Source organism: Paraburkholderia dipogonis, from assembly GCF_046027395.1.
GTDB lineage: Bacteria > Pseudomonadota > Gammaproteobacteria > Burkholderiales > Burkholderiaceae > Paraburkholderia > Paraburkholderia dipogonis_A.
On the sequence record NZ_JAQQEG010000013.1, the window covers coordinates 85,706 to 105,875 of the forward strand.

General features: G+C 62.8%; 19 protein-coding genes. 9 read left to right on the forward strand and 10 right to left on the reverse strand.

What is annotated here, in order from left to right; translation table 11 throughout:
• Positions 1–141: 141 nt before the first annotated feature.
• The 4 genes from PQR32_RS15125 to xseA all read right to left on the reverse strand — a co-directional run bounded on the left by PQR32_RS15125 (position 142) and on the right by xseA (position 5,300).
• Positions 142–1,911, reverse strand: coding sequence for a pyrrolo-quinoline quinone (locus PQR32_RS15125; protein WP_408227947.1), 1,770 nt, complete (start codon positions 1,909–1,911; stop codon positions 142–144).
• 260 nt (positions 1,912–2,171) lie between these two features.
• Positions 2,172–2,747 (reverse strand): glycine zipper family protein, encoded by a 576-nt coding sequence (locus tag PQR32_RS15130; protein WP_408227950.1) that lies wholly within the window; start codon positions 2,745–2,747, stop codon positions 2,172–2,174.
• Positions 2,748–3,122: 375 nt separating this feature from the next.
• Positions 3,123–3,701 (reverse strand): superoxide dismutase [Fe], encoded by a 579-nt coding sequence (gene sodB, locus PQR32_RS15135; RefSeq protein WP_106314205.1) that lies wholly within the window; start codon positions 3,699–3,701, stop codon positions 3,123–3,125.
• 219 nt (positions 3,702–3,920) lie between these two features.
• Positions 3,921–5,300, reverse strand: coding sequence for an exodeoxyribonuclease VII large subunit (xseA, locus tag PQR32_RS15140; RefSeq protein WP_408227954.1), 1,380 nt, complete (start codon positions 5,298–5,300; stop codon positions 3,921–3,923).
• A 567-nt stretch (positions 5,301–5,867) separates the two neighbouring features.
• On the opposite strand from xseA, the gene lpxK reads away from it, so the two are divergent.
• From lpxK to PQR32_RS15165, 5 genes are all read left to right on the forward strand, one after another.
• Complete coding sequence (lpxK, locus tag PQR32_RS15145; protein WP_408227957.1) at positions 5,868–6,884, forward strand: tetraacyldisaccharide 4'-kinase; 1,017 nt, start codon at positions 5,868–5,870, stop codon at positions 6,882–6,884.
• Entirely contained in the window at positions 6,865–7,068 is a 204-nt protein-coding gene (locus PQR32_RS15150) for a Trm112 family protein (protein ID WP_007180583.1), read from the forward strand. Before lpxK ends, PQR32_RS15150 begins: the two co-directional genes overlap by 20 nt.
• Positions 7,069–7,216: 148 nt before the next feature.
• Positions 7,217–8,017, forward strand: coding sequence for a 3-deoxy-manno-octulosonate cytidylyltransferase (gene kdsB / locus PQR32_RS15155; RefSeq protein WP_408227960.1), 801 nt, complete (start codon positions 7,217–7,219; stop codon positions 8,015–8,017).
• Positions 8,018–8,231: 214 nt separating this feature from the next.
• Positions 8,232–8,897 (forward strand): adenylate kinase, encoded by a 666-nt coding sequence (adk, locus tag PQR32_RS15160; RefSeq protein WP_408227963.1) that lies wholly within the window; start codon positions 8,232–8,234, stop codon positions 8,895–8,897.
• A gap of 273 nt (positions 8,898–9,170) precedes the next feature.
• Positions 9,171–9,929 (forward strand): 3-hydroxyacyl-CoA dehydrogenase, encoded by a 759-nt coding sequence (locus PQR32_RS15165; protein WP_408227966.1) that lies wholly within the window; start codon positions 9,171–9,173, stop codon positions 9,927–9,929.
• A 119-nt stretch (positions 9,930–10,048) separates the two neighbouring features.
• Here the strand turns inward: PQR32_RS15165 and PQR32_RS15170 are convergent, their stop codons facing one another.
• Positions 10,049–10,891 (reverse strand): SirB1 family protein, encoded by an 843-nt coding sequence (locus PQR32_RS15170; RefSeq protein WP_408227969.1) that lies wholly within the window; start codon positions 10,889–10,891, stop codon positions 10,049–10,051.
• A 5-nt stretch (positions 10,892–10,896) separates the two neighbouring features.
• Positions 10,897–12,447: a murein biosynthesis integral membrane protein MurJ gene (gene murJ / locus PQR32_RS15175; protein ID WP_408220672.1), complete on the reverse strand. Its 1,551-nt coding sequence runs from the start codon at positions 12,445–12,447 to the stop codon at positions 10,897–10,899.
• 512 nt (positions 12,448–12,959) lie between these two features.
• On the opposite strand from murJ, the gene rpsT reads away from it, so the two are divergent.
• Positions 12,960–13,238, forward strand: a complete 279-nt coding sequence (gene rpsT, locus PQR32_RS15180; RefSeq protein ID WP_012434165.1) for a 30S ribosomal protein S20 — start codon at positions 12,960–12,962, stop codon at positions 13,236–13,238.
• Between the two features lie 200 nt (positions 13,239–13,438).
• Here rpsT and PQR32_RS15185 read toward each other — a convergent pair whose 3' ends face one another.
• Positions 13,439–13,783, reverse strand: a complete 345-nt coding sequence (locus PQR32_RS15185) for a DUF3579 domain-containing protein (RefSeq protein ID WP_408220670.1) — start codon at positions 13,781–13,783, stop codon at positions 13,439–13,441.
• A 438-nt stretch (positions 13,784–14,221) separates the two neighbouring features.
• On the opposite strand from PQR32_RS15185, the gene argF reads away from it, so the two are divergent.
• Together argF and PQR32_RS15195 are read left to right on the forward strand one after the other, a co-directional pair.
• Positions 14,222–15,151: an ornithine carbamoyltransferase gene (gene argF, locus PQR32_RS15190; protein WP_007180575.1), complete on the forward strand. Its 930-nt coding sequence runs from the start codon at positions 14,222–14,224 to the stop codon at positions 15,149–15,151.
• A 249-nt stretch (positions 15,152–15,400) separates the two neighbouring features.
• A complete protein-coding gene (locus PQR32_RS15195) occupies positions 15,401–16,627 on the forward strand; it encodes an argininosuccinate synthase (protein WP_408227974.1) in 1,227 nt (408 codons plus the stop codon).
• A 129-nt stretch (positions 16,628–16,756) separates the two neighbouring features.
• Here PQR32_RS15195 and murB read toward each other — a convergent pair whose 3' ends face one another.
• A complete protein-coding gene (murB, locus tag PQR32_RS15200; protein ID WP_408227977.1) occupies positions 16,757–17,797 on the reverse strand; it encodes a UDP-N-acetylmuramate dehydrogenase in 1,041 nt (346 codons plus the stop codon).
• Positions 17,798–17,994: 197 nt separating this feature from the next.
• Here murB and PQR32_RS15205 point away from each other — a divergent pair, with 197 nt between their 5' ends.
• Positions 17,995–18,480, forward strand: a complete 486-nt coding sequence (locus PQR32_RS15205; RefSeq protein WP_007180572.1) for a YajQ family cyclic di-GMP-binding protein — start codon at positions 17,995–17,997, stop codon at positions 18,478–18,480.
• 320 nt (positions 18,481–18,800) lie between these two features.
• Here PQR32_RS15205 and plsY read toward each other — a convergent pair whose 3' ends face one another.
• Both plsY and ybaK read right to left on the reverse strand, forming a co-directional pair.
• Complete coding sequence (plsY, locus tag PQR32_RS15210; RefSeq protein ID WP_408227980.1) at positions 18,801–19,445, reverse strand: glycerol-3-phosphate 1-O-acyltransferase PlsY; 645 nt, start codon at positions 19,443–19,445, stop codon at positions 18,801–18,803.
• 125 nt (positions 19,446–19,570) lie between these two features.
• Positions 19,571–20,062, reverse strand: coding sequence for a Cys-tRNA(Pro) deacylase (gene ybaK / locus PQR32_RS15215; RefSeq protein ID WP_408227983.1), 492 nt, complete (start codon positions 20,060–20,062; stop codon positions 19,571–19,573).
• Positions 20,063–20,170 lie beyond the last annotated feature (108 nt).

Genomic DNA, 20,170 nt, shown 5'->3' on the forward strand with positions numbered 1-20,170 from the left:
ACAGAAAGCCCTTGCTCCGAAAAAAAGGAACAAGGGCTTTTTCATTCCGCGATCCAGATAACCGCAAGCTAACCACCGACACCCACGAGCACACTCAACTACAGCCGCATCCCACCCAGCGCGAAACCATCCCCCTTCCGCTCACAACAACCCAAACACCGCCACGCCATTAGTAGCGCCGACATACACCTTGCCGCGCGCGATCATCGGCGTGATGAATTTGTTGCCCGCACCCCATTGATCGCGCGCGCCGGCCTGGTTGCTGTTGTACAGCTCGACGGCGAGATTGCCCGCGTTGTACGCATGCAAAGCGCCGGTCGTGCCGTTTTCCGCCGCCCAGACAATCCCGTTGCTCGCGCCGTTCGCCGACACCGCCGGCGTCGCGCCCGGATACGCGAAGGTAGTCGGACTCCTCGATGCAGCCGTCGTCGCGAGCAACGCCCCCGAGACCGGCAACGCCTTCAGGTTGTCGTTCAGGCCGCCGTAATAGACCACGCCATTGTAGTAAGCGGGCGATCCCCAGATGCCACCCGCCAGCGTGCCGATCAACTCCTGCCAGATATTGTTGGCCGTCGGGTTGAATTTGCCCATCGAATCGCGATCGACGACGTAGATGTGGTTGTCCTTGCCGGCCGCCACCGCCAGATGCTTGACCACGCCGCCTGCCGTGGTCTGATCCGGCAACACCATGGCGCCGCCCGAGCCGAAATCGTTGTCGGTGGCCGCTTGCGTGACCACATCCGACATCGCGAAATAGTCGGTGACCTGCAGGTTGCCCAACGACAGCTTCATCATCGAGTCGCCGTAGTCGCCATCCGCGGGAAAGCCCGCCGCATTCAGCGTGGTGCCGAACGTGCCGTTGCCGTCCACGACATAGAGCGACGTGCCGTCCGACGCCATGCCCGAACCGGCCATCCAGATCGAGCCCTGGCTGCCGTTCGGCGTGATGTTGAGCACGCTAGTCTGTTTCAGCGTGTCGGCGCTATAGGCCATCAGCCAGCCGGTGTAAGAGCCTCCCATGCAGTGCGCGGTCCAACCCATATAGATGTTGCCGCCGACCAGCGTGAGTGCCGCGCGCTCCGTATGCAGCGACGGGTTGAAGGTAATCACCCCGTTGACGCTGCCCGCGCCGTTGCCCGGATAAGTCGCCGCGATTTCCGTCGGGCCGCCGAGCACTTCGGCGCCGGTCGCCAGATCGAGCGCGTGCAGCCGGTGATGGTAGCCGCCGCCACTGTCCTTCGTCATCGCGACGGCATACAGCACGCCATTCGTGCCGCGACTGCGGTCGATGACCGGCGTCGACGTAATGCCGATCTCGGGGGTGATGTCCTGGCATCCGTGGTCGTCGCTGGGCGTTTCGCCGCTGCCGACCAGCGAGACTTTCCATAGTTGCGCGAAAGATGTGGCGTCGTAGGCGTAGACGCTATCGTGTTCGGTGACCACGTACACCACGTCGTGCGCCGTGCCGCCGATCGACAGGCTGGTGACAAAGAGCGGCTGTCCGTCGACCTTGCCGTCCGCGGCAAGAAACGCGACCTTGCCGAAGCTTGCCAAGTTGACGTTCGCCGGCGTGAGCGTAGTCTCGGCGAGCATCTGACCGGTGCGGCCGAGATCGTTGTGATGCATGAGGACGTCGGTGGCGTAGGCCGTCACCGCTGCCGGTGTGTTGCCCGAACCGGTCGTTCCAGTGCCAGTGGTCGAGCCGCTGCCGGTGCCCGAGCCGGTGCCACTGCCCCCGGTGCCACTTCCGCTTCCGCTCGCCGAACCCGACGCCACGCCGGACGTGCCGCCCGAACCACCTCCGCCACACGACGCGAAACAGGAGGCGACGGCGATCAGCGCCACTACCGTGCCCCGACGGGTCCATGCGCCCAGCCCGGATGTCTCAGCGCCAGCTTGCGAGATTCGCATTTTCGCCTCGTCTCTTGAACGATGCGACGGTCAGCTCCGCACAACGAACGGTGCGCGCCGTGACTCACGTCGCGTGCCGTAAGAGAGGAGTCCGCCACGCGCGTCTCCCGCTCGCTGAACACATTCATCGCCCTTGCGGCTGATTAACCGTACGCCGTTTGCAAAGGCGTTTATCGCCATCGTGTCGCCTCTCTCCGCCATACGAGGCAATACGTGTCGGCGACGGAATTCATTCGATGCGGACGCTCGATGGAAGTCGATCAGTAGTACGGATAGGGGGCATACATTACCGGCGGCGGCCCGTAATAGCGGGGCGGCGGAGCAACATATACCGGTTGCGGCGCGTACACCGGCTGCGGCGCATAGACGGGCATTTGCGGCTGCGAAATCGTATTGCCCTTGGACGTCATGCACTGCGCGTACGCCGCGTCGTACTGCGCCTGGAGGCTGCCAGCCGCATACTGTGTACCGTTCGCGCCGGCCGCGCCGCCGACCAGCAAGCCGCTGCCGGCGCCGATGGCCGCGCCCGCGCCGGGATTGCCCGCCGCTGCGCCAATGAGCGCACCGACAGCGGCGCCGCCCAGCGTGCCGATAGCGGCGCTATTGACGCCGTTCGCGGTCGCGGCCTGCGAGGCGCCGTTCGCGTTGGTCGAGCGATAAGCGTAGTCGCGGCAACTGTAGTCGTCCTGCTGGAACTGATTGAGCGGCTCGCCGCTGCGCGGCAGCGCGACGATGGAAGGACCGCTCGGCGGCACCACCGCGCAACCGCCGAGGAGCGCCAGTGCGACCGCAGCCACAGGCAGTGCGACGCGTATCGATTTAGGACTTGAGATCATGGTGGCGCACGTTTCTTCATAGGGGAAACATACGTTAGGCCAATTTGCGAACGCTTTGTTTACGAGATAGTTACCGTATTTTTTCCGCCTGCGTCTGGACGCGCTGTCGGCAGGCTGAATGCGAATTGGAATGCAGAGAGCCGTTACCAACTGTGACAAAGATTCATGTGATCCGTCGGGTGAAAAGCAATCCTATGCAACTCGGACGCGGAATCTTCTTGATGCAGTAACGCACGACAGCAAACGACGCCGCGAAAAACAAAAGCCCTCGCGTGCGAGGGCTTCTTTCCTGCGGTTGCTGCGAAGGAGTCTGATGAGTAGCGCTGCTACCGGATCACCCAGCCAGCAGTGCCGCCTTCAAACTCACCGGCAATCTCACGCGAAGTTCTTCGACGCGAATTCCCAGTTGGCGATGTTCCAGTACGCTTCGACGAACTTCGGACGCGCATTGCGGTAGTCGATGTAGTAAGCGTGTTCCCACACGTCGATGGTCAGCAGTGCCTTGGCGTCCGTGGTCAGCGGGGTAGCGGCGTTGCTCGTCGACACGAGGTCGAGCGAACCGTCGGCCTTTTTCACCAGCCATGCCCAGCCAGAGCCGAACGTGCCGACCGCGGTCTTGGCGAACTCTTCCTTGAACTTGTCGAAGGAACCCCACTTGGCGTTGATCGCGTCAGCGAGCGCGCCGGTGGGCGCACCGCCACCTTGCGGCGACAGGCTGTTCCAGAAGAATGTGTGGTTCCACACCTGAGCTGCGTTGTTGAACACGCCGCCCGATGCCTTCTTGACGATTTCTTCGAGCGACAGGTTCTCGAATTCCGTGCCCTTGATCAGATTGTTCAGGTTAGTCACATAGGTCTGATGATGCTTGCCGTAGTGATATTCGAGCGTCTCTTCCGACATGTGCGGGACGAGTGCGTTTTTCGCGAACGGCAGCGGCGGGAGCGTATGTTCCATGGTGCTTTCCTTCTGTCTGTATCTGTTGTGGGGGAGTCTGCGGATAACGCTTTTGAGCACTCGATTGTAGGCGACTTGGAATAACCCCGCAAACCAACGGACTTTATGCCCGGCATTGGCGAACACGCCGCGCACACAGCGTAATTAGTGCTTCCGCACTCTGTGTACCCGGCCCTCGCAACAGTCAAAAGGACAGGTGCCGAGGCCGTCGGCGAAGTGTCAGAAACCGTCGGTCAGGCGGGGCTGCACATCAGCCAGCGCGATGTCCGCGGCGCCTTCCGCGAGATGCACCGTGAGGCGCCGTCCCGGCTTCAACGACGACGGCGCGCGCACCGCACGTCCGCTCTGGGCGTCGAGCACGGCGGCATAACCACGCTCCAGCGTGCGCTGCGGACTCAGCACTTCGAGACGCGCGGCGAGCGTGCCGATGCGCGCGGTCTGACGTTCATGCTGGCGTGACAAAGCGGCGTCCAGACGTTGCGAAAGATTGCCGAGCTTCGCCTGATGCCCGGCGAGATCCGGGCGCCAGCGCTGCCAGCGCATCTGCAGCAGCGAAAACCGCGCGCGCGCGTCGCGCACCGGACGCGCGCCCGCGGATGCCAGCCGCACGCTCAATTGCTGCAGATGCGTGCGTTGCCGCGCGAGCCGCTCGGCCGGCGACACCAGACGGCGCGCGAGCCAGTCGAGTTGCTGGGCGCGCCGTTCCATCATACGGCCGAAGCCGCGCGCGAGCGTCGCGTGACGGTGATCCAACTCGCGCAATAACAGCACGCGCTGCGGACTGACGAGTTCGGCGGCGCCGGTCGGCGTCGGCGCGCGCACGTCCGCGGCAAAATCGGCGATCGTGAAATCGGTTTCGTGGCCCACGCCGCTGACCACGGGAATCGAGCTTTCCGCGATCGCGCGCGCCAGCACTTCTTCGTTGAACGCCCACAAGTCTTCAATCGAGCCGCCGCCGCGGCACACGATCAGCACGTCGACTTCGCGCCGCGCGTTGGCGGCGTCGACCATCGCGGCAAGCTTGCCGCTCACGCCCACGCCCTGCACCGGCGCCGGATAGATGACCACCGGAATGTGCGGCGCGCGGCGCGACAGCGTGGTCAGGACGTCGCGCAACGCCGCGGCCTGCAACGACGTCACAATGCCGATCGCGCGCGGATGCGACGGCAACGCGCGTTTTCGTTCAGCGGCAAAGAGCCCTTCCGCTTCGAGCTGCGCTTTCAGCCGGAGGAACGCTTCGTAGAGACGCCCTTGCCCGGTGCGCCGAACCGCTTCCACATTCAGTTGCAGTTCGCCGCGCGGCTCGTACATCGTCACCAGCGCGCGCACTTCGATGCGGTCGCCCTCGCGCGGCGTGAATTCGGCGTATTGCGCCCGCCCGCGGAACATCACGCAACGCATCTGCGCTTGCGCATCCTTGATCGAGAAATACCAATGGCCGCTCGCGGCGCGCGTGAAGTTCGACACTTCGCCAGAGACCCAGACGAGCGGAAACGAACGTTCGAGCATCGTGCCGATCGCGCGATTGAGCGCCGAAACGGGAACGGCGACTTCACCGCTGGGCGTCGCCGACGAAGAAAAAGGGCTTTCGGGATTCATGCGAGGAATATAGGTGGCTGGCCGGACAGACGATAGACCGACCGGCCATCCGCGTCCAGCGCGGCGCTCGAATTGTTAAAAGTGTCCACATGGCGGGACCTGCCAGACAGATCCCGCCAGATCGCCCGCGCGGCCGCATGAATTCTAGGCATGTCGTTGATTTATATGGTGTTTACATCTCGTTAAAGAGAATGATTGCCGATACCGGGCGCGCGCAACGGCCTTCTCGGCCTGTCGGACGGCAGGTTCTCCACAAAGTTATCCACAGGCTGTGGGCAACGCTGCAAGCGCCGTTTCGTCGCGCGCTGCATGGCGAGCGACTTGCCGGGCGGGACGCCCGCGCGCTAGAGTGGCGGGTTCGACGGCATGCAGAACGCCCCGCGGCGTCCAGCATTGCGGCACACTGCGCAAGTGCGCCGGCTGCTGCCCTGCTTCATTTTTCGCCTCACTTTCGATAGTCCGGAGAACCGCGTTGATGCTTGCCCCGCGTATTGCGCCTAGCTCCTTCACGCCGCCGTCCCGGCGCCTTTTAGCGAGCGGCGCGTCACTCGTCTCTGCGACATGCTCATGAGCGAAGTCAGCAACCGTCTCGAAGCACGCCTCGCGCGCGAATGGCAACAGCGCGGTCCGTTCGCCTGGGCGCTGTCGCCGCTCGCCTGCGTGTTCGGCGCGATGGCCGCCGCGCGCCGCGCCGCCTTTTCGTTCGGCTGGTTGAAATCGGTACGTATCGGCGTGCCCGTGGTGGTGGTCGGCAATGTGACCGTCGGTGGCACCGGCAAGACACCGACCGTGATCGCGCTGGTCGAGGCGTTGCGCGCCGCGGGCTTCAAACCCGGCGTGGTGTCGCGCGGCTACGGCGCGCGCGTGAAGACGCCGACGCGGGTCACTTCCACCTCGGCGGCGAGCGTCGGCGGCGACGAGCCGTTGCTGATCGCGCGCCGCACCGGTGCGCCGGTGTGGGTCTGTCCGGATCGCGTGGCGGCCGCGCAGGCGCTGTGCACCGCGCACCGAGAAGTTGACGTGATTGTGAGCGACGATGGCTTGCAACATTACCGGCTTAAGCGCGACGCCGAACTGGTGGTATTCGATCACCGGCTCGGCGGCAACGGCTTCCTGCTGCCGGCCGGCCCGTTGCGCGAGCCGCTGTCGCGCCGCCGCGACGCGACGCTTGTCAACGATCCTTACGCGCGCACGCTGCCGGCGTGGCCGAACACCTTCGCGCTACAGCTAGCGCCCGCGGACGCGTGGCATCTGGACAATCCCGCGTTGCGCCGGCCGCTTGCGCAATTCAGCGGCGATCGCGTGCTGGCCGCAGCCGGTATCGGCGCGCCGGAGCGCTTTTTCGCTACACTGCGCGCCGCCGGTCTCACGCCGGCCACCCGCGCGCTGCCGGATCACTACGCGTTCGAGCGCAATCCGTTTACCGATGTGGACGCCGACGCCATCCTGATAACGGAAAAGGATGCGGTAAAATTAGGGTCCTGGCACGACGCGCGGATCTGGGTTGTCCCAGTCGAAGCCGCGCTCGATCATCGCCTCATTGCATTAGTTGTGGAGAAAGTTCGTGGACGCTCGCCTGCTTGAAATTCTCGTCTGCCCGATCTGCAAGGGCCCGCTCAGCTACGACCGCGCAGCACAGGAGCTGATCTGCAACGCGGACAAGCTGGCCTATCCGATTCGCGACGGCATTCCCGTCATGCTGGTCGACGAAGCGCGGCAGACTGTGGAAGGCACGCCGGTCGATCTGAATCCGGGCTCCGTGGCCTGAGCCAGCCTGGTTCGCACGGGACAGCCGCCGTAGCGGTGTCCCGCGTGTTGCGGTCCGTATCCGTCGTCTTGCCCGTCCGCGGCCGCGCTGCATGCGCGGCCGCTTTCTTCCGGCCTCATCGCCGCCCGTCTTTGCGCTTGCCTTGCCGATGACCCACGCCAATACCATCACTCCCCCGTTCATCGCCGTCGTGCCGGCCCGGCTGGCCTCGACGCGTCTGCCCAACAAGCCGCTCGCCGACATCGGCGGCAAGCCGATGGTGGTGCGGGTCGCCGAACGCGCGCGCGAATCGGGCGCGCAGCAGGTGCTGGTCGCCTCGGACGCGCAAGCGGTGCTCGACGCCGCCCGCGACCACGGCTTTGAAGCGGTGTTGACGCGCGCGGACCATCCGTCCGGCACGGACCGTCTCGCGGAAGTCGCGGCGCAGTTCGGTTGGAGCGACGATACGATCGTGGTCAACGTGCAGGGCGACGAACCGCTGATCGATCCGGCGCTCGTGTGCGGCGTTGCGTCGCACCTTGCGGCAAGCCATGGCTGCGCGATCGCCACCGCCGCGCACCCGATCACCGACCCCGCCGAAATCTTCAACCCAAACGTCGTCAAGGTCGTGCTCGACGCACGCGGCGTCGCGCTGTACTTCTCGCGCGCGCCGATTCCGTGGGCACGCGACGCCTATCAGCCGCACTGGCCCAATGTCGCGTCGATGCCCGCGCCGCCCGCGCCCGCGGTGGTGCATCGGCATATCGGGCTGTACGCGTATCGCGCGCAATTCCTGCGCACTTACCCGAGCCTCGCGATCTCGCCGATCGAACAGGTCGAAGCGCTCGAACAATTGCGAGCGATGTGGCACGGCGAGCGGATCGCGGTGCTCGTGACTCATGACGTGCCGCTGCCCGGCGTCGACACGCCCGCCGATCTCGCGCGCGTGCAGGCTTTATTCGGGTCTTGAGCGGAAAAACCCATGGCATAATCGGACGGTTGTGCGCGCCTCCCGATACAAACGAGAGTCAGGGTTTGCCCGGTTGCGCCGTTGCCCTCTTGCAGCGCCGTCGTGTTCGACGTGCAGCGCGAGACAAGGAACGGCAGCCAATGCGGGTCCCCTCGACGCATCGTGGGATGTCCGCAGCGCCACCAAAGAATTCACACAGATCTGGAGATATCACATGCGTTTGATCCTTTTGGGTGCGCCCGGCGCGGGCAAGGGCACTCAGGCGACCTTCATCAAGGAAAAGTTCGGCATTCCGCAAATTTCCACCGGTGACATGCTGCGTGCGGCCGTCAAGGCAGGCACGCCCCTCGGCCTCGAAGCCAAGCGTTTCATGGATGCCGGCGAACTGGTCACGGACGAGCTGATCATCAACCTGGTGAAAGAGCGTCTGCAGCAGCCGGACTGCGCGAACGGCTATCTGTTCGACGGTTTTCCGCGCACCATTCCTCAAGCTGAAGCCATGAAGCAGGCCGGCGTCCCGATCGACTACGTGCTGGAAATCGACGTGCCGTTCGACGAGATCATCGTGCGTATGAGCGGCCGCCGCTCGCACGCCGCGTCGGGCCGTACGTATCACGTCAAGTTCAATCCGCCGAAGGTCGAAGGTGTGGACGACGTGACCGGCGAACCGCTGATCCAGCGCGACGACGACAAGGAAGAAACCGTCAAGAAGCGTCTCGAAGTGTACGAGGCGCAAACCAAGCCGCTGATCGAGTACTACAACACCTGGGCGAAGAACGGCGATTCGTCGACGCCGTTGAAAGCGCCGCAGTATCGGCGCATTTCGGGCCTCGGCAGCGTCGACGAAATTCGCGACCGCGCCTTCGAGGCGTTGAAGTAAGCTCGTTTGCGCTTGTGTTCGCCTCACGAAAACCCGCCTTTGCCGGCGGGTTTTTTTATGCAATGCGCGGCTTGAGTGCCGAGCGGTTTTCCTGTTTATCCGCGCTCAATATTAATTAGCCATCCGTAACGGTTTGCTCTGCCTAAGCCCTCCCAATGCGTAAGAATCACGCTCCTGCCCGCTTCGCTTTCCGCATTGCAGCATAGCCGTTACAATCGATCATCGAAAAGATATTCGATCCAGACATTACTGAACCGTAGCAAAGGAGAAGACATGGAGATTCGTGACAACGTTTTCCTGATCACCGGTGGTGCATCGGGGCTGGGCGCAGCCACGGCGCGCCTGTTCGTCGAAAACGGCGGCAAGGTCGTGCTCGCCGACCTGAATGTAGATGCCGGCGAGGCGCTCGCGAAGGAGCTCGGTGGCGTCTTCGTCAAATGCGATGTGAGCCGCGAAGACGACGCCACCCAAGCCGTCGAAGCCGCCACCAAGCTCGGCACGCTGCGCGGCCTCGTCAATTGCGCGGGCGTCGCGCCTGCCGTTAAAACGGTCGGCAAGGACGGCCCCCATCCGCTCGACTCGTTCGCGCGCACCATCTCGATCAATCTGATCGGCACCTTCAACATGGTGCGGCTGGCCGCCGCGGCCATGTCGAAGAATGAACCGAACGCGAATGGCGAGCGCGGCGTGATCATCAACACGGCGTCGGTGGCCGCGTATGACGGCCAGATCGGCCAGGCGGCTTATGCGGCGTCCAAGGCCGGCGTGGTCGGCATGACGCTGCCTATCGCACGCGACCTGTCGCGCAACGCGATCCGCGTGATGACGATCGCACCGGGCATTTTCGAAACGCCCATGCTGCTCGGCATGCCGCAGGAAGTGCAGGACGCCCTCGGCGCGATGGTGCCGTTCCCGCCGCGTCTCGGCAAACCGGCCGAGTACGCGATGCTCGCCAAGCAGATCTTCGACAATCCGATGCTCAACGGCGAAGTGATTCGTCTGGACGGCGCGATTCGGATGCAGCCGAAGTAAGCCTGCATGCGGCGGGCGGTTTCGTATAGCCCGCGCCAATGAAAAACGCCTGCACACGTTTATTCATGTGCAGGCGTTTTGTTTTGAGTGGTTCTAATGGGCGCGGCCTTGCCGCGTGCCTACTCGCGGTCGTCGTGCTGAGTGCGCTGACGCAGTTCGTGCAATTGTGACTCCACCACGGTCGCGTCCTCGGCATCGGGCCGGTCGCCGAGATAGCGCTCCAAGTCTTCGAGCGCGGGCCGCAGATAATCGAGCCGCGCATAAGCGAAGCCGCGATCGCGCACTTCCTCGATACTTTCCGGCAGCAGAATCACGAGACGCTGCTGCACCGCCAGCAAACGCTGCCAACGTTCCGTCTGAAGATACGTGGACTTCAGATTGCGCAGCATACGCGCGATGATCTCGCGCCGCGTGGTCGGTTGCAGCAGCATGCGTAGCGCCCTGCTCACCGATTCTCCCGCCGACGCCACATACGGCTCCAGCATCTCCACCATCTCCGATTCGGACAGCGAGTGTCCGCTGGTCGGATCGAGCATGACGTCGCCGTCCGGTGTCGTCACGCGTAAAAGAAAGTGGCCGGGAAACGACACGCCGCGCGCCGGAACGCCAATCTGTTCGGCCATTTCCAGATACAGCACCGCCAGCGAAATCGGAATGCCACGGCGGCGCTTGAGCACCGCATTCAGATGGCTGTTGTCGGGGTCGTAATAATCGTTGAGATTGCTGGCGAAACCCAACTCCCGAAAGAAGAACCGGTTCAGAATGCCGACCTTCTGCTTGATGTCGGCGTCGTCCGGCATGCGCCGCTGCAGGCGCACCACCAGTTCGTCGATCTCGGCGAGCGTGCCTTGCAGATCGAGATCGGGATAGGCGTCCTGCGCGAGCGAGAGCGCCGCCTCGGTCAGCGGAAGACTGTCGTCTTCGGCGACGAGCGTGCTGAAATAGTCGAGAACTCGCGTCATCGTGATCACTTCACTCGCCTTTTGAAATACGCGTACTTGAAGCCCATCAGCCAAAGCATACCGAAATATAGCGCGGCGAACAGTACGAGGCACGCTGCGAGCAACACCATGCGATCGACCGGACGGCTGTGCATGCCGATCCAGTCGAAGCTGATGGCCAGCCAGTGCATCGTGCCGGCCAGCACCAGACAGGCGCCGAACAACTGCACGAAGAATTTGAGCCAGCCGCTCGACGGCGTATAGATGCCGCGCTTGCGCAAGCCGAGGAACAGCAGCAGCGCATTACCGCAAGCGCCGAGCCCGACGCTCAGCGTCAAACCCGCATGCGCGAAGATCGGCACGAACAGATAGTTGCTCAACTGCGTGAGGATCAGCACGCCGACACCGATCTTCACCGGCGTCTTGATGTCCTGCTTCGCGTAAAAACCCGGCGCGAGAATCTTGATGAGAATCAGGCCGATCAGGCCGACGCCATACGCCGACAGCGCGCGGGCGACCATCACCACCGAATTGCCGTCGAACTTGCCGTAATGAAACAGCGTGGCGGTCAGCGGCTGCGCGAAGAAAAACAGCGCGACGGCGCTCGGCGCGGCCAGCAGGAAGGTGACGCGCAAGCCCCAGTCGAGCAGCGACGAATATTCGTGCGGGTCGGCATCGACGTGTGCCTTGGAGAGGCTCGGCAACAGGATCGTGCCGAGCGCGACGCCCAGCAGCGCGGTCGGAAACTCCATCAGCCGGTCGGCGTAGTTGATCCACGACACGGCGCCCGGGCCGATGCGCGACGCGATATTCGTGTTGATGATCAGGCTGATTTGCGCGACCGAGACGGCGAACATCGCGGGCACCATCTTCGACAGCACGCGCTTGACGCCGCGATGCGCGAGCGCCTTCACCGGGTTCAGGCCGATGCGCGGAATCATGTCGATCTTCTTCAGCCCCGGCAGTTGCACGATGAACTGCAGCACGCCGCCGGCGATCACCGCCCACGCGAGCGCGTAGACCGGCGTTTGCAGACGCGGCGCGACGAACACCGCGGCGACGATGAACGCGACGTTCAGCAGAACCGGTGCGAACGCGGGCAGCGAGAAGTTCTTGTACGTATTCAGCACGCCCGACGCCAGCGACGTCAGCGAAATGAAAATGATGTACGGGAACATGATGCGCGTCATGGTGACCGCGAGGGCGTACGCCTGCCCTTCGTGCGCGAGGCCCGAGGCGACGATGAACACCACGCCCGACGCGCCCACGACGCCGATCAGCGAAAGGACCGCGAGCGCCCAGGCGAGCACCGTCGACGTGGCGTCGACCAGCGCTTTGGTGGCGTCGTGGCCTTGCTGGTTCTTGAACTCGGCGAGGATCGGCACGAAGGCCTGCGAGAACGCGCCTTCGGCGGAGATGCGGCGCAGCAGGTTCGGAATGCGGAAGGCGACGTAAAACGCGTCAGTGTATTGACTGGCACCGAACGCGCGTGCGATCAGCGTTTCGCGGGCCAGTCCGGTCACGCGCGACAGCAGCGTGAAGCCGCTGACCGTCAGCAGGGCTCGGAATAGATTCATGGGGCGCTTATTATACGGGTGCCGCGAGTGCGGACGATGAGCCGGAACGCGATTCGGACCGTTTTGCCGCGCGGACGTTCGATCCGATGGGTGGATCGGCGCGTTTTTTATGGCTTCGCCGCAGCGTGTTGTCGGCCTTGGACGCACCCGCGCCCGCCTTCTGCGCGCGCTCCAACACGCTTGCGCCATACGACCGCCGGCCGGACGCCGGACTTTCTGCAGCATGGCGCCTCGGTGACATAGCGCTTTCCCGTTGCCACGTGCCTGATTTTGTTGCTATAATCGCCGGTTTCGAAGCTCGATCAATTTTCGGACGGGGTTCAGATCGGCGCCACGCCGACTGCCAAACCCTCGAACAACCCGAAAACACAGGCCTGCCTTCGCGTAGTCCGATCGATTTTTTTCGACACTTTTGCGCTCTTGGGCAATCGCTTCCAAGAGTTCGATCTAAAAGCAGCACCTCACCACTTGAAGGTCAGGTACTGGAAACAGGAACAGGATAAGGAACCGTCATGGCTAACTCCGCACAAGCACGCAAGCGCGCCCGCCAGGCCGCCAAGGCAAACTCGCACAACTCGGCACTGCGCTCGAAGTTCCGCACGGCTATCAAGGCTGTCCGCAAGGCGATCGACGCCGGCGACAAGGCTAAGGCCGCTGAAATCTTCCAGGCATCGTCGAAGACCATCGACATCATTGCCGACAAGAACATCGTTCACAAGAACAAGGCTGCTCGCCATAAGAGCCGCCTCGCTGCAGCCATTAAGGGTCTGCAAGCGTCCGCAGCGCAGTAATTCCGGTCAGCCCGCTTCGGTGGGCTACCTCCTGTTTCCGCTGCACAGAAAGGCCCGCCTCGGCGGGCTTTTTTGCTTCGGATCGACAGATCCACACTGCGTCGCGCAGTTCGTCGCGCATATGATTGACGGACTGCCCACAAAAAAACCCGCTGCCAGCGGGTTTTTGCTTTTGCGTTTGCCGATCCGGCGGGCTCGCGCTATATCACGTGCCTTTTCTCTTGCGGCGTGGCGTGCTCGAGTTGCAGCTCGCACGCCTCCGTCACGACCAGGTCATTGTCTTTCGCAAAGTTGAGGACGAAGTCGAAAGCCATAGGTTCGATGTCGCGCAACCGCGAATCGAGAATCACGCACTTGAGGTCGCCGATCATGGTCGGTCGGACATACACCGAGTACTGCATATAGGCGTTCGGCCCCTTCCTTGCGCCGGGCCCGAAACACGCCATGACGCCTGCGAGCCGCTCCGACCAGTCGCTCGGCCGAAACTTTTTTCCCGTCGACGTGATGCCCTGAATGAAATATTCGGTTGGAGCTGCTTCGGCCATGTAGGAATACCTGTGTGACTGCCCAGCGGGATGACAGCAAAGCGGACGGCGAAACGGCTCTGAATTGCCGGGACTCGCCGACTGTGCCGCGATGGCGAGCGGCACCACCAGAAACCGTGAAGAGCCGGCTAAGCCGCCTTGGCACTTGTCGTGACGGCGCACTGCAAGCAGGTCGTTGCGAATCGCGCGAGCCGTGTCCCACAAGCGGAATACCGGCCTGCTGGGCTTTGGGATAACCCGTAGATTATAGCGCAGCGGACCTTTTTCCGCAGCGCACACAAGATATGTCTGACGCTTCCTCAAGGCTTTCAGACAGCTTGCCTGGCCATTTGGCCGACTCGTCAAACCCGGCGAAATCCTTTATGCTGCTTTGAGTTACCACAAACGACGGCGGCGCCGTCCGGCAATCCTGCCGGGTGAGACCGCCGTATTTGTTTCATGACCGCCAAGAAAATTCGCCACTACCTGCAGTTCAAGGATTTCTCGCTGGAAGACTACGAGTACGTGCTGGAACGCGCACGCATTCTGAAACGCAAATTCAAGAACTACGAGACTTACCATCCGCTGCACGATCGCACGCTGGCGATGATCTTCGAAAAAAATTCGACACGCACGCGCCTGTCGTTCGAAGCCGGCATTTTCCAGTTGGGCGGCCACGCCGTTTTCATGAGCACGCGCGACACGCAGCTCGGCCGCGGCGAACCGATCGAAGACGCAGCGCAGGTGATCTCGCGCATGGTCGACATCATCATGATCCGCACGTTTGGCCAGGACATTCTCCAGCGCTTCTCCGAGAATTCGCGCGTGCCGGTGATTAACGGGCTGACCAACGAATATCACCCGTGCCAGGTGCTGGCGGACATCTTCACGTACTTCGAGCATCGCGGCCCGATTCGCGGCAAGACGGTCGCGTGGGTCGGCGACGCCAACAACATGCTGTACACGTGGATCGAAGCCGCGCAGATTCTCGGCTTCAAGTTGCGCCTGTCCACGCCGCCGGGCTACAAGCTCGACCGCGCAATGGTCGCCGCCGAAAGCGCGCCGTTCTACGAAGAATTCGACGATCCGAACGAGGCCTGCGCCGGCGCCGATCTCGTGACCACGGACGTCTGGACCAGCATGGGCTTCGAAGCCGAAAACGAAGCGCGCAAGAAAGCCTTCGCCGACTGGTGCGTCGACGCCGACATGATGGCGCGCGCCAATGCGGATGCGCTCTTCATGCACTGCCTGCCCGCCCACCGCGGCGAGGAAGTCAGCGCGGAAGTGATCGACGGCCCGCAAAGCGTGGTGTGGGACGAGGCAGAAAATCGTCTGCACGTGCAAAAGGCCTTGATGGAATATCTGCTGCTCGGCAAGCTGAATCACTGAGCGGGCCGCTCTTCAGCAACTCAAGCAGCATCTGCGTGAAGCGCGACGGGGCCTTGAATACGAGGCAAGGCATCCACGTTTAGCGCCACGCATTGAGCCGGCGTCCATGACAGTAGCGGACCCGGCTTCAACAGCGCACCGTCCCAAAAACGCGGGCAGCCTGCGGTTTAGTGTCAAAATAGTGGTTTTCCGCGCTCCGGGACCGCCGGCGCGCCTTGTTTTCCCGCTTTCTCCAGCTACGAGTTCACCATGAGCGATATCAAGAAAGTCGTGCTCGCCTATTCGGGCGGCCTCGACACCTCCGTCATCCTGAAGTGGTTGCAGGACAATTACGACGCCGAAGTCGTCACGTTCACGGCCGATATCGGCCAGGGCGAAGAGCTGGAACCGGCGCGCAAGAAAGCCCTGCAACTCGGCATCAAGCAGGACAACATCTTTATTGAAGACCTGCGCGAAGAATTCGTGCGTGACTTCGTGTTCCCGATGTTCCGCGCCAACACGATCTATGAAGGCGAGTACCTGCTGGGTACGTCGATCGCGCGTCCGCTGATCGCCAAGCGTCAGATCGAGATCGCCCGCGCCAGCGGCGCGCAGGCGGTCTCGCACGGCGCCACCGGCAAGGGCAACGACCAGGTTCGCTTCGAGCTCGGTTACTACGCGCTGGAACCGGGCATCAAGGTGATCGCGCCGTGGCGTGAATGGGACTTGCTGTCGCGTGAAAAGCTGCTCGCGTACGCCGAAAAGGCCGGCATTCCGATCGAAATGAAACACAAGCAAGGCGGCGCGCCGTATTCGATGGACGCGAACCTGCTGCACATCTCGTTCGAAGGCCGTCACCTGGAAGACCCGAAGGCGGAAGCCGAGGCCGATATGTGGCGTTGGACCGTGTCGCCGGAACAGGCGCCGGACCAGGCTGAATACATCGACATCGAATACGAGCACGGCGATCCGGTTGCGATCAACGGCAAGCGTCTGTCGGCTGCGGAAATGCTCACCGAGTTGAACCGTCTGGGCGGCAAGCATGGCATCGGTCGCCTGGATCTGGTTGAAAACCGTTACGTCGGCATGAAGTCGCGCGGCTGCTATGAAACGCCGGGCGGCACGATCATGCTGAAAGCGCACCGCGGCATCGAGTCGATCACGCTCGACCGCGAAGTGGCTCACCTGAAAGACGATCTGATGGCTCGTTACGCGTCGCTGATTTATAACGGCTACTGGTGGAGCCCGGAGCGCCGCGCGATCCAGGTGCTGATCGACCATACGCAAGAGAAGGTCAACGGCTGGGTGCGTGTGAAGCTGTACAAGGGCAGCGTGTCGGTGGTTGCGCGCGATTCGAAGGAAACGTTGTTCGACAAGACGATTGCAACGTTCGATGATGACGGTGGCGCTTACAACCAGGCCGACGCTGGCGGGTTCATCAAGCTGAATGCGCTGCGTATGCGGATTGCGGAGAATGCGCGTCGTCAGCGCGACTGATGGCGAGCGTTCCGGTGAAGGCTAACTTCGCGCACGCGAGTTAAGCGCCGCAAGGCGCGGCCAGAGCCAAAAACGCAAAAAGGCGCCGGGAGGAAAACTCCCGGCGCCTTTTTTATCATCCGCCAATCATCACAAACAAACCGGCTCCGCTTCCAACTCCACACCGAACCGCTCCAGCACATCGCGCTGAATCGCTTTCGCAAGCGCCAGCACCTGCGCCCCGCTCGCGCCGCCGCGATTCACCAGCACCAGCGCCTGCCGTTCATGCACGGCAGCTGCGCCCATCGCGCGGCCTTTCCAGCCGCATCGATCGATCAGCCAGCCCGCGGCAAGTTTCACCCGCCCATTCGGCTGAGCGTACGACACAACGTCCGGTTCCGTGGCCTTCAGCGCCTCGAACTGCGCCGCTTCGATCACCGGATTCTTGAAGAAGCTGCCGGCATTGCCGAGTTCCAATGGATCGGGCAGTTTAGCGCGCCGCACCGCCACCACCGCATCGAAAATGGCCTGCGCGGTCGGCGGCGTGTCGGCATGGCCGTTGGCGGCCAATTCGCGAGCCAGATCCGCGTACCCGGCGCGCGACTGCCACACCTTCGGCAAACGGAACGTCACCGACGTAATCACGAAACGGTCGCGCCCTTCCCGCTTGAAAAAGCTGTCGCGATAGCCGAAGCGGCACGCCTGCGCATCCATCTCGATCACGTTACCGGTAGCCAGCTCCACGGCCCGCAGCGACGCGAAGCGCTCGCACATCTCCAACCCGTACGCGCCGATGTTCTGAATCGGAGCCGCACCCACCGTCCCCGGAATCAACGCGAGGTTTTCCAGACCAGGCAAACCTTGCGACAAAGTCCAGCCGACGAACTCATGCCACGGCTCGCCGCCGGCCGCTTCGACGTACCATGCATCATCGTCCTCGCGCACGACGCGGCGGCCTTGCAGCGCGATCAGCAGCACCAGGCCGCCAAAGTCGCCGGTCAGCACGACATTGCTGCCGCCGCCCAGCACGAGGCGCGGCAGGCCGGCTGCGCGCGGATCGAGCACGGCGGCCATCAATTGCTCTTCACGCTCGATTCGGCACGCAAACTGCGCGCGCACATCGAAGCCGAAGGTGTTGTGCGCCTTCAGCGGATAGCCGGCCATGAACGCGGCGGAGTCGGTTTGGGACATCGGAATGAGAACAGTGAAACGACGAATGAAACGGCCGAGGCAACCGGCTTCGGGCCCCGGCCGGGCGACAATGCGCGCCGGCCTTGGGCAAAAGGGAAAGGCGTCGGTAAAATGACGTCCGGTCCGTGATTATAGCGAGTGCCCCGTGAGCAGCCGCCCGGTTGCGTCACGCACCGCAGCACTATTGGGAGAAAAAAATGCCATCGTTTGACGTCGTCTGCGAAGCGAACATGATCGAAGTCAAGAACGCGATCGAGCAGTCCAACAAGGAAATTTCAACGCGCTTCGACTTCAAAGGGTCGGACGCACGTGTGGAACACAAGGAAAACGAGATCACGGCCTACGCGGACGATGATTTTAAACTCGGCCAGGTGAAAGACGTGCTGCTGTCGAAGATGGCCAAGCGCAACGTGGACGTGCGCTTCCTCGACTACGGCAAGATCGAGAAGATCGGCGGCGACAAGGTCAAGCAGGTCATCAAGATCAAGAAAGGCGTGTCGGGCGATCTGTCGAAGAAAATCGTGAGGCTCGTGAAGGACAGCAAGATCAAGGTTCAGGCCAGCATTCAGGGCGACGCGGTGCGCATCACCGGCGGCAAGCGCGACGATTTGCAAAGCGTGATCGCCATGCTGCGCAAGGATGTAACCGATACCCCGCTCGACTTCAACAACTTCCGCGATTGATCTGCCGAGGCGCGAGCGCGTCTAACGCACGCGCGGCAATTTCGGCGTGCCGCGCCGCGCGTGGCAGGCGCGCTGGGCACTGAGCTTCTGGCTTCCGGCTTCCGGCTTCTGGCTTCTGGCTTCTGGCTTCTGGCTTCTGGCTTCTGGCTTCTGGCCTCAGACCTCAGGCTTCAGGCACAGGCCTGCCGACGCCCAAGCACGCGCGCCCGTCTCGTCATGCCCCGCAGTGCAACCACCCGACACGCGCGCCGTGACGAGCATGACTGGCCCACGCACCGCGCAAGAAGCATCGACGCGTTCAAGCGTGAAAGCACCGTCCATCAAACGTCGTTACCACCCGCAGCCCTCGCCGCCGCATCCGCTTTCTTCTTGTCGCCGATGCGGCTTTCCTGCCCGCGCATCAGCTTGGCGATGTTGCCGCGATGCCGCCACACCAGCAGCGAACTCATCACGACAATCGCCAGCGCAATGACATGCGGCCCGAACAGGAAGCCATCGAAGATCGGCGCGAACACCGCCGCGGCCAGCGCCGCCAGCGACGAATAGCGTGTGAAGAACGCCACGATCAGCCAGGTCAGCAAAGTCGCGACGCCCAGTATCGGATTGATCGCGAGCAGCACGCCGGCCGCGGTCGCCACGCCCTTGCCACCCTTGAAGCGGAAGAAAACCGGATACAGGTGGCCGAGAAACACGGCCACCGACGCAATCGCCACCGACGTCTCGTCGAGCCCATAGCGCGCGCCGTAGTGCACGACGAACCACACCGGCAGCCAGCCCTTGAATGCGTCGCCGATCAGCGTGAGAATCGCGGCCTTCTTGCTGCCGCTGCGCAGCACGTTGGTGGCGCCCGGGTTGCCGGAGCCGTACGAGCGCGGGTCGTCGAGGCCCATCGCGGCGCTCACGATCACGGCGAACGACACCGAACCGATCAGGTAGGCAACGACAGCAACGATCAGGTTTTGCATCTGGGACTCTTATAAAGATCGGCGGTCTGAAACTCGATACCCCAACCGCAACAGGGTGCGCAACTCGGAACGAAGCGGCGCACATTCTACCGAACCCGCGCGCCCGGAAAACATTCAGGCAAACGTCAATCGACGCTCGCGCACTGAACCGCCTTCGCCGCCAGCAACTCAGTCAGCACCTTGGGGTCGATGCTGACCAGAAAACCGCGCCTTCCGCCATTCAGCCAGATCTTGTCCATCTCGAGAATGCTCGACTCGACGTACACCGGCATCGGCTTCTTCGTGCCGAACGGCGAGGTGCCGCCGATCAGGTAGCCGGAGTGCCGGTTCGCCACTTCGGGCTTGCACGGCTCGACGCGCTTCGCGCCGATCTGCCGCGCGAGGTTCTTGGTGCTGACGGTACGGTCGCCGTGCATCAGCACGATCAGCGGCTTGGCGTGCTCGTCTTCCATCACCAGCGTCTTCACGACGTGATGTTCGTCCACACCGAGCTGGCGCGCCGATTCGCCGGTGCCGCCGTGCTCGACATAATCATAAGGATGTTCGCCGAAAGTGACGCCGTGGCGGCGCAGAAACTGCGTGGCCGGCGTTTCGGAGACGTGTCTGGATTTGCTCATCGGCGCATTGTAATGGCGACTTTGCACAACGGCTATTTGCCGAATGGCCAATTGTGCGGGTCCGGCGGTTGTGGCACGATCGTTCGAAAATATTCCGGCGCAACGTAC

Excerpts from the sequence above, each read along its gene's own strand:
- PQR32_RS15185 (WP_408220670.1), bottom strand. The coding sequence starts at position 13,783 with ATGGCCGAAGCAGCTCCAACCGAATATTTCATTCAGGGCATCACGTCG.
- ybaK (WP_408227983.1), bottom strand. The coding sequence starts at position 20,062 with ATGAGCAAATCCAGACACGTCTCCGAAACGCCGGCCACGCAGTTTCTG.
- PQR32_RS15165 (WP_408227966.1), top strand. The coding sequence starts at position 9,171 with ATGGAGATTCGTGACAACGTTTTCCTGATCACCGGTGGTGCATCGGGG.
- PQR32_RS15125 (WP_408227947.1), bottom strand. The coding sequence starts at position 1,911 with ATGCGAATCTCGCAAGCTGGCGCTGAGACATCCGGGCTGGGCGCATGG.
- PQR32_RS15195 (WP_408227974.1), top strand. The coding sequence starts at position 15,401 with ATGAGCGATATCAAGAAAGTCGTGCTCGCCTATTCGGGCGGCCTCGAC.
- adk (WP_408227963.1), top strand. The coding sequence starts at position 8,232 with ATGCGTTTGATCCTTTTGGGTGCGCCCGGCGCGGGCAAGGGCACTCAG.
- lpxK (WP_408227957.1), top strand. The coding sequence starts at position 5,868 with ATGAGCGAAGTCAGCAACCGTCTCGAAGCACGCCTCGCGCGCGAATGG.
- murJ (WP_408220672.1), bottom strand. The coding sequence starts at position 12,447 with ATGAATCTATTCCGAGCCCTGCTGACGGTCAGCGGCTTCACGCTGCTG.
- PQR32_RS15205 (WP_007180572.1), top strand. The coding sequence starts at position 17,995 with ATGCCATCGTTTGACGTCGTCTGCGAAGCGAACATGATCGAAGTCAAG.
- PQR32_RS15130 (WP_408227950.1), bottom strand. The coding sequence starts at position 2,747 with ATGATCTCAAGTCCTAAATCGATACGCGTCGCACTGCCTGTGGCTGCG.
- plsY (WP_408227980.1), bottom strand. The coding sequence starts at position 19,445 with ATGCAAAACCTGATCGTTGCTGTCGTTGCCTACCTGATCGGTTCGGTG.
- xseA (WP_408227954.1), bottom strand. The coding sequence starts at position 5,300 with ATGAATCCCGAAAGCCCTTTTTCTTCGTCGGCGACGCCCAGCGGTGAA.
- argF (WP_007180575.1), top strand. The coding sequence starts at position 14,222 with ATGACCGCCAAGAAAATTCGCCACTACCTGCAGTTCAAGGATTTCTCG.
- kdsB (WP_408227960.1), top strand. The coding sequence starts at position 7,217 with ATGACCCACGCCAATACCATCACTCCCCCGTTCATCGCCGTCGTGCCG.
- rpsT (WP_012434165.1), top strand. The coding sequence starts at position 12,960 with ATGGCTAACTCCGCACAAGCACGCAAGCGCGCCCGCCAGGCCGCCAAG.
- sodB (WP_106314205.1), bottom strand. The coding sequence starts at position 3,701 with ATGGAACATACGCTCCCGCCGCTGCCGTTCGCGAAAAACGCACTCGTC.
- PQR32_RS15170 (WP_408227969.1), bottom strand. The coding sequence starts at position 10,891 with ATGACGCGAGTTCTCGACTATTTCAGCACGCTCGTCGCCGAAGACGAC.
- murB (WP_408227977.1), bottom strand. The coding sequence starts at position 17,797 with ATGTCCCAAACCGACTCCGCCGCGTTCATGGCCGGCTATCCGCTGAAG.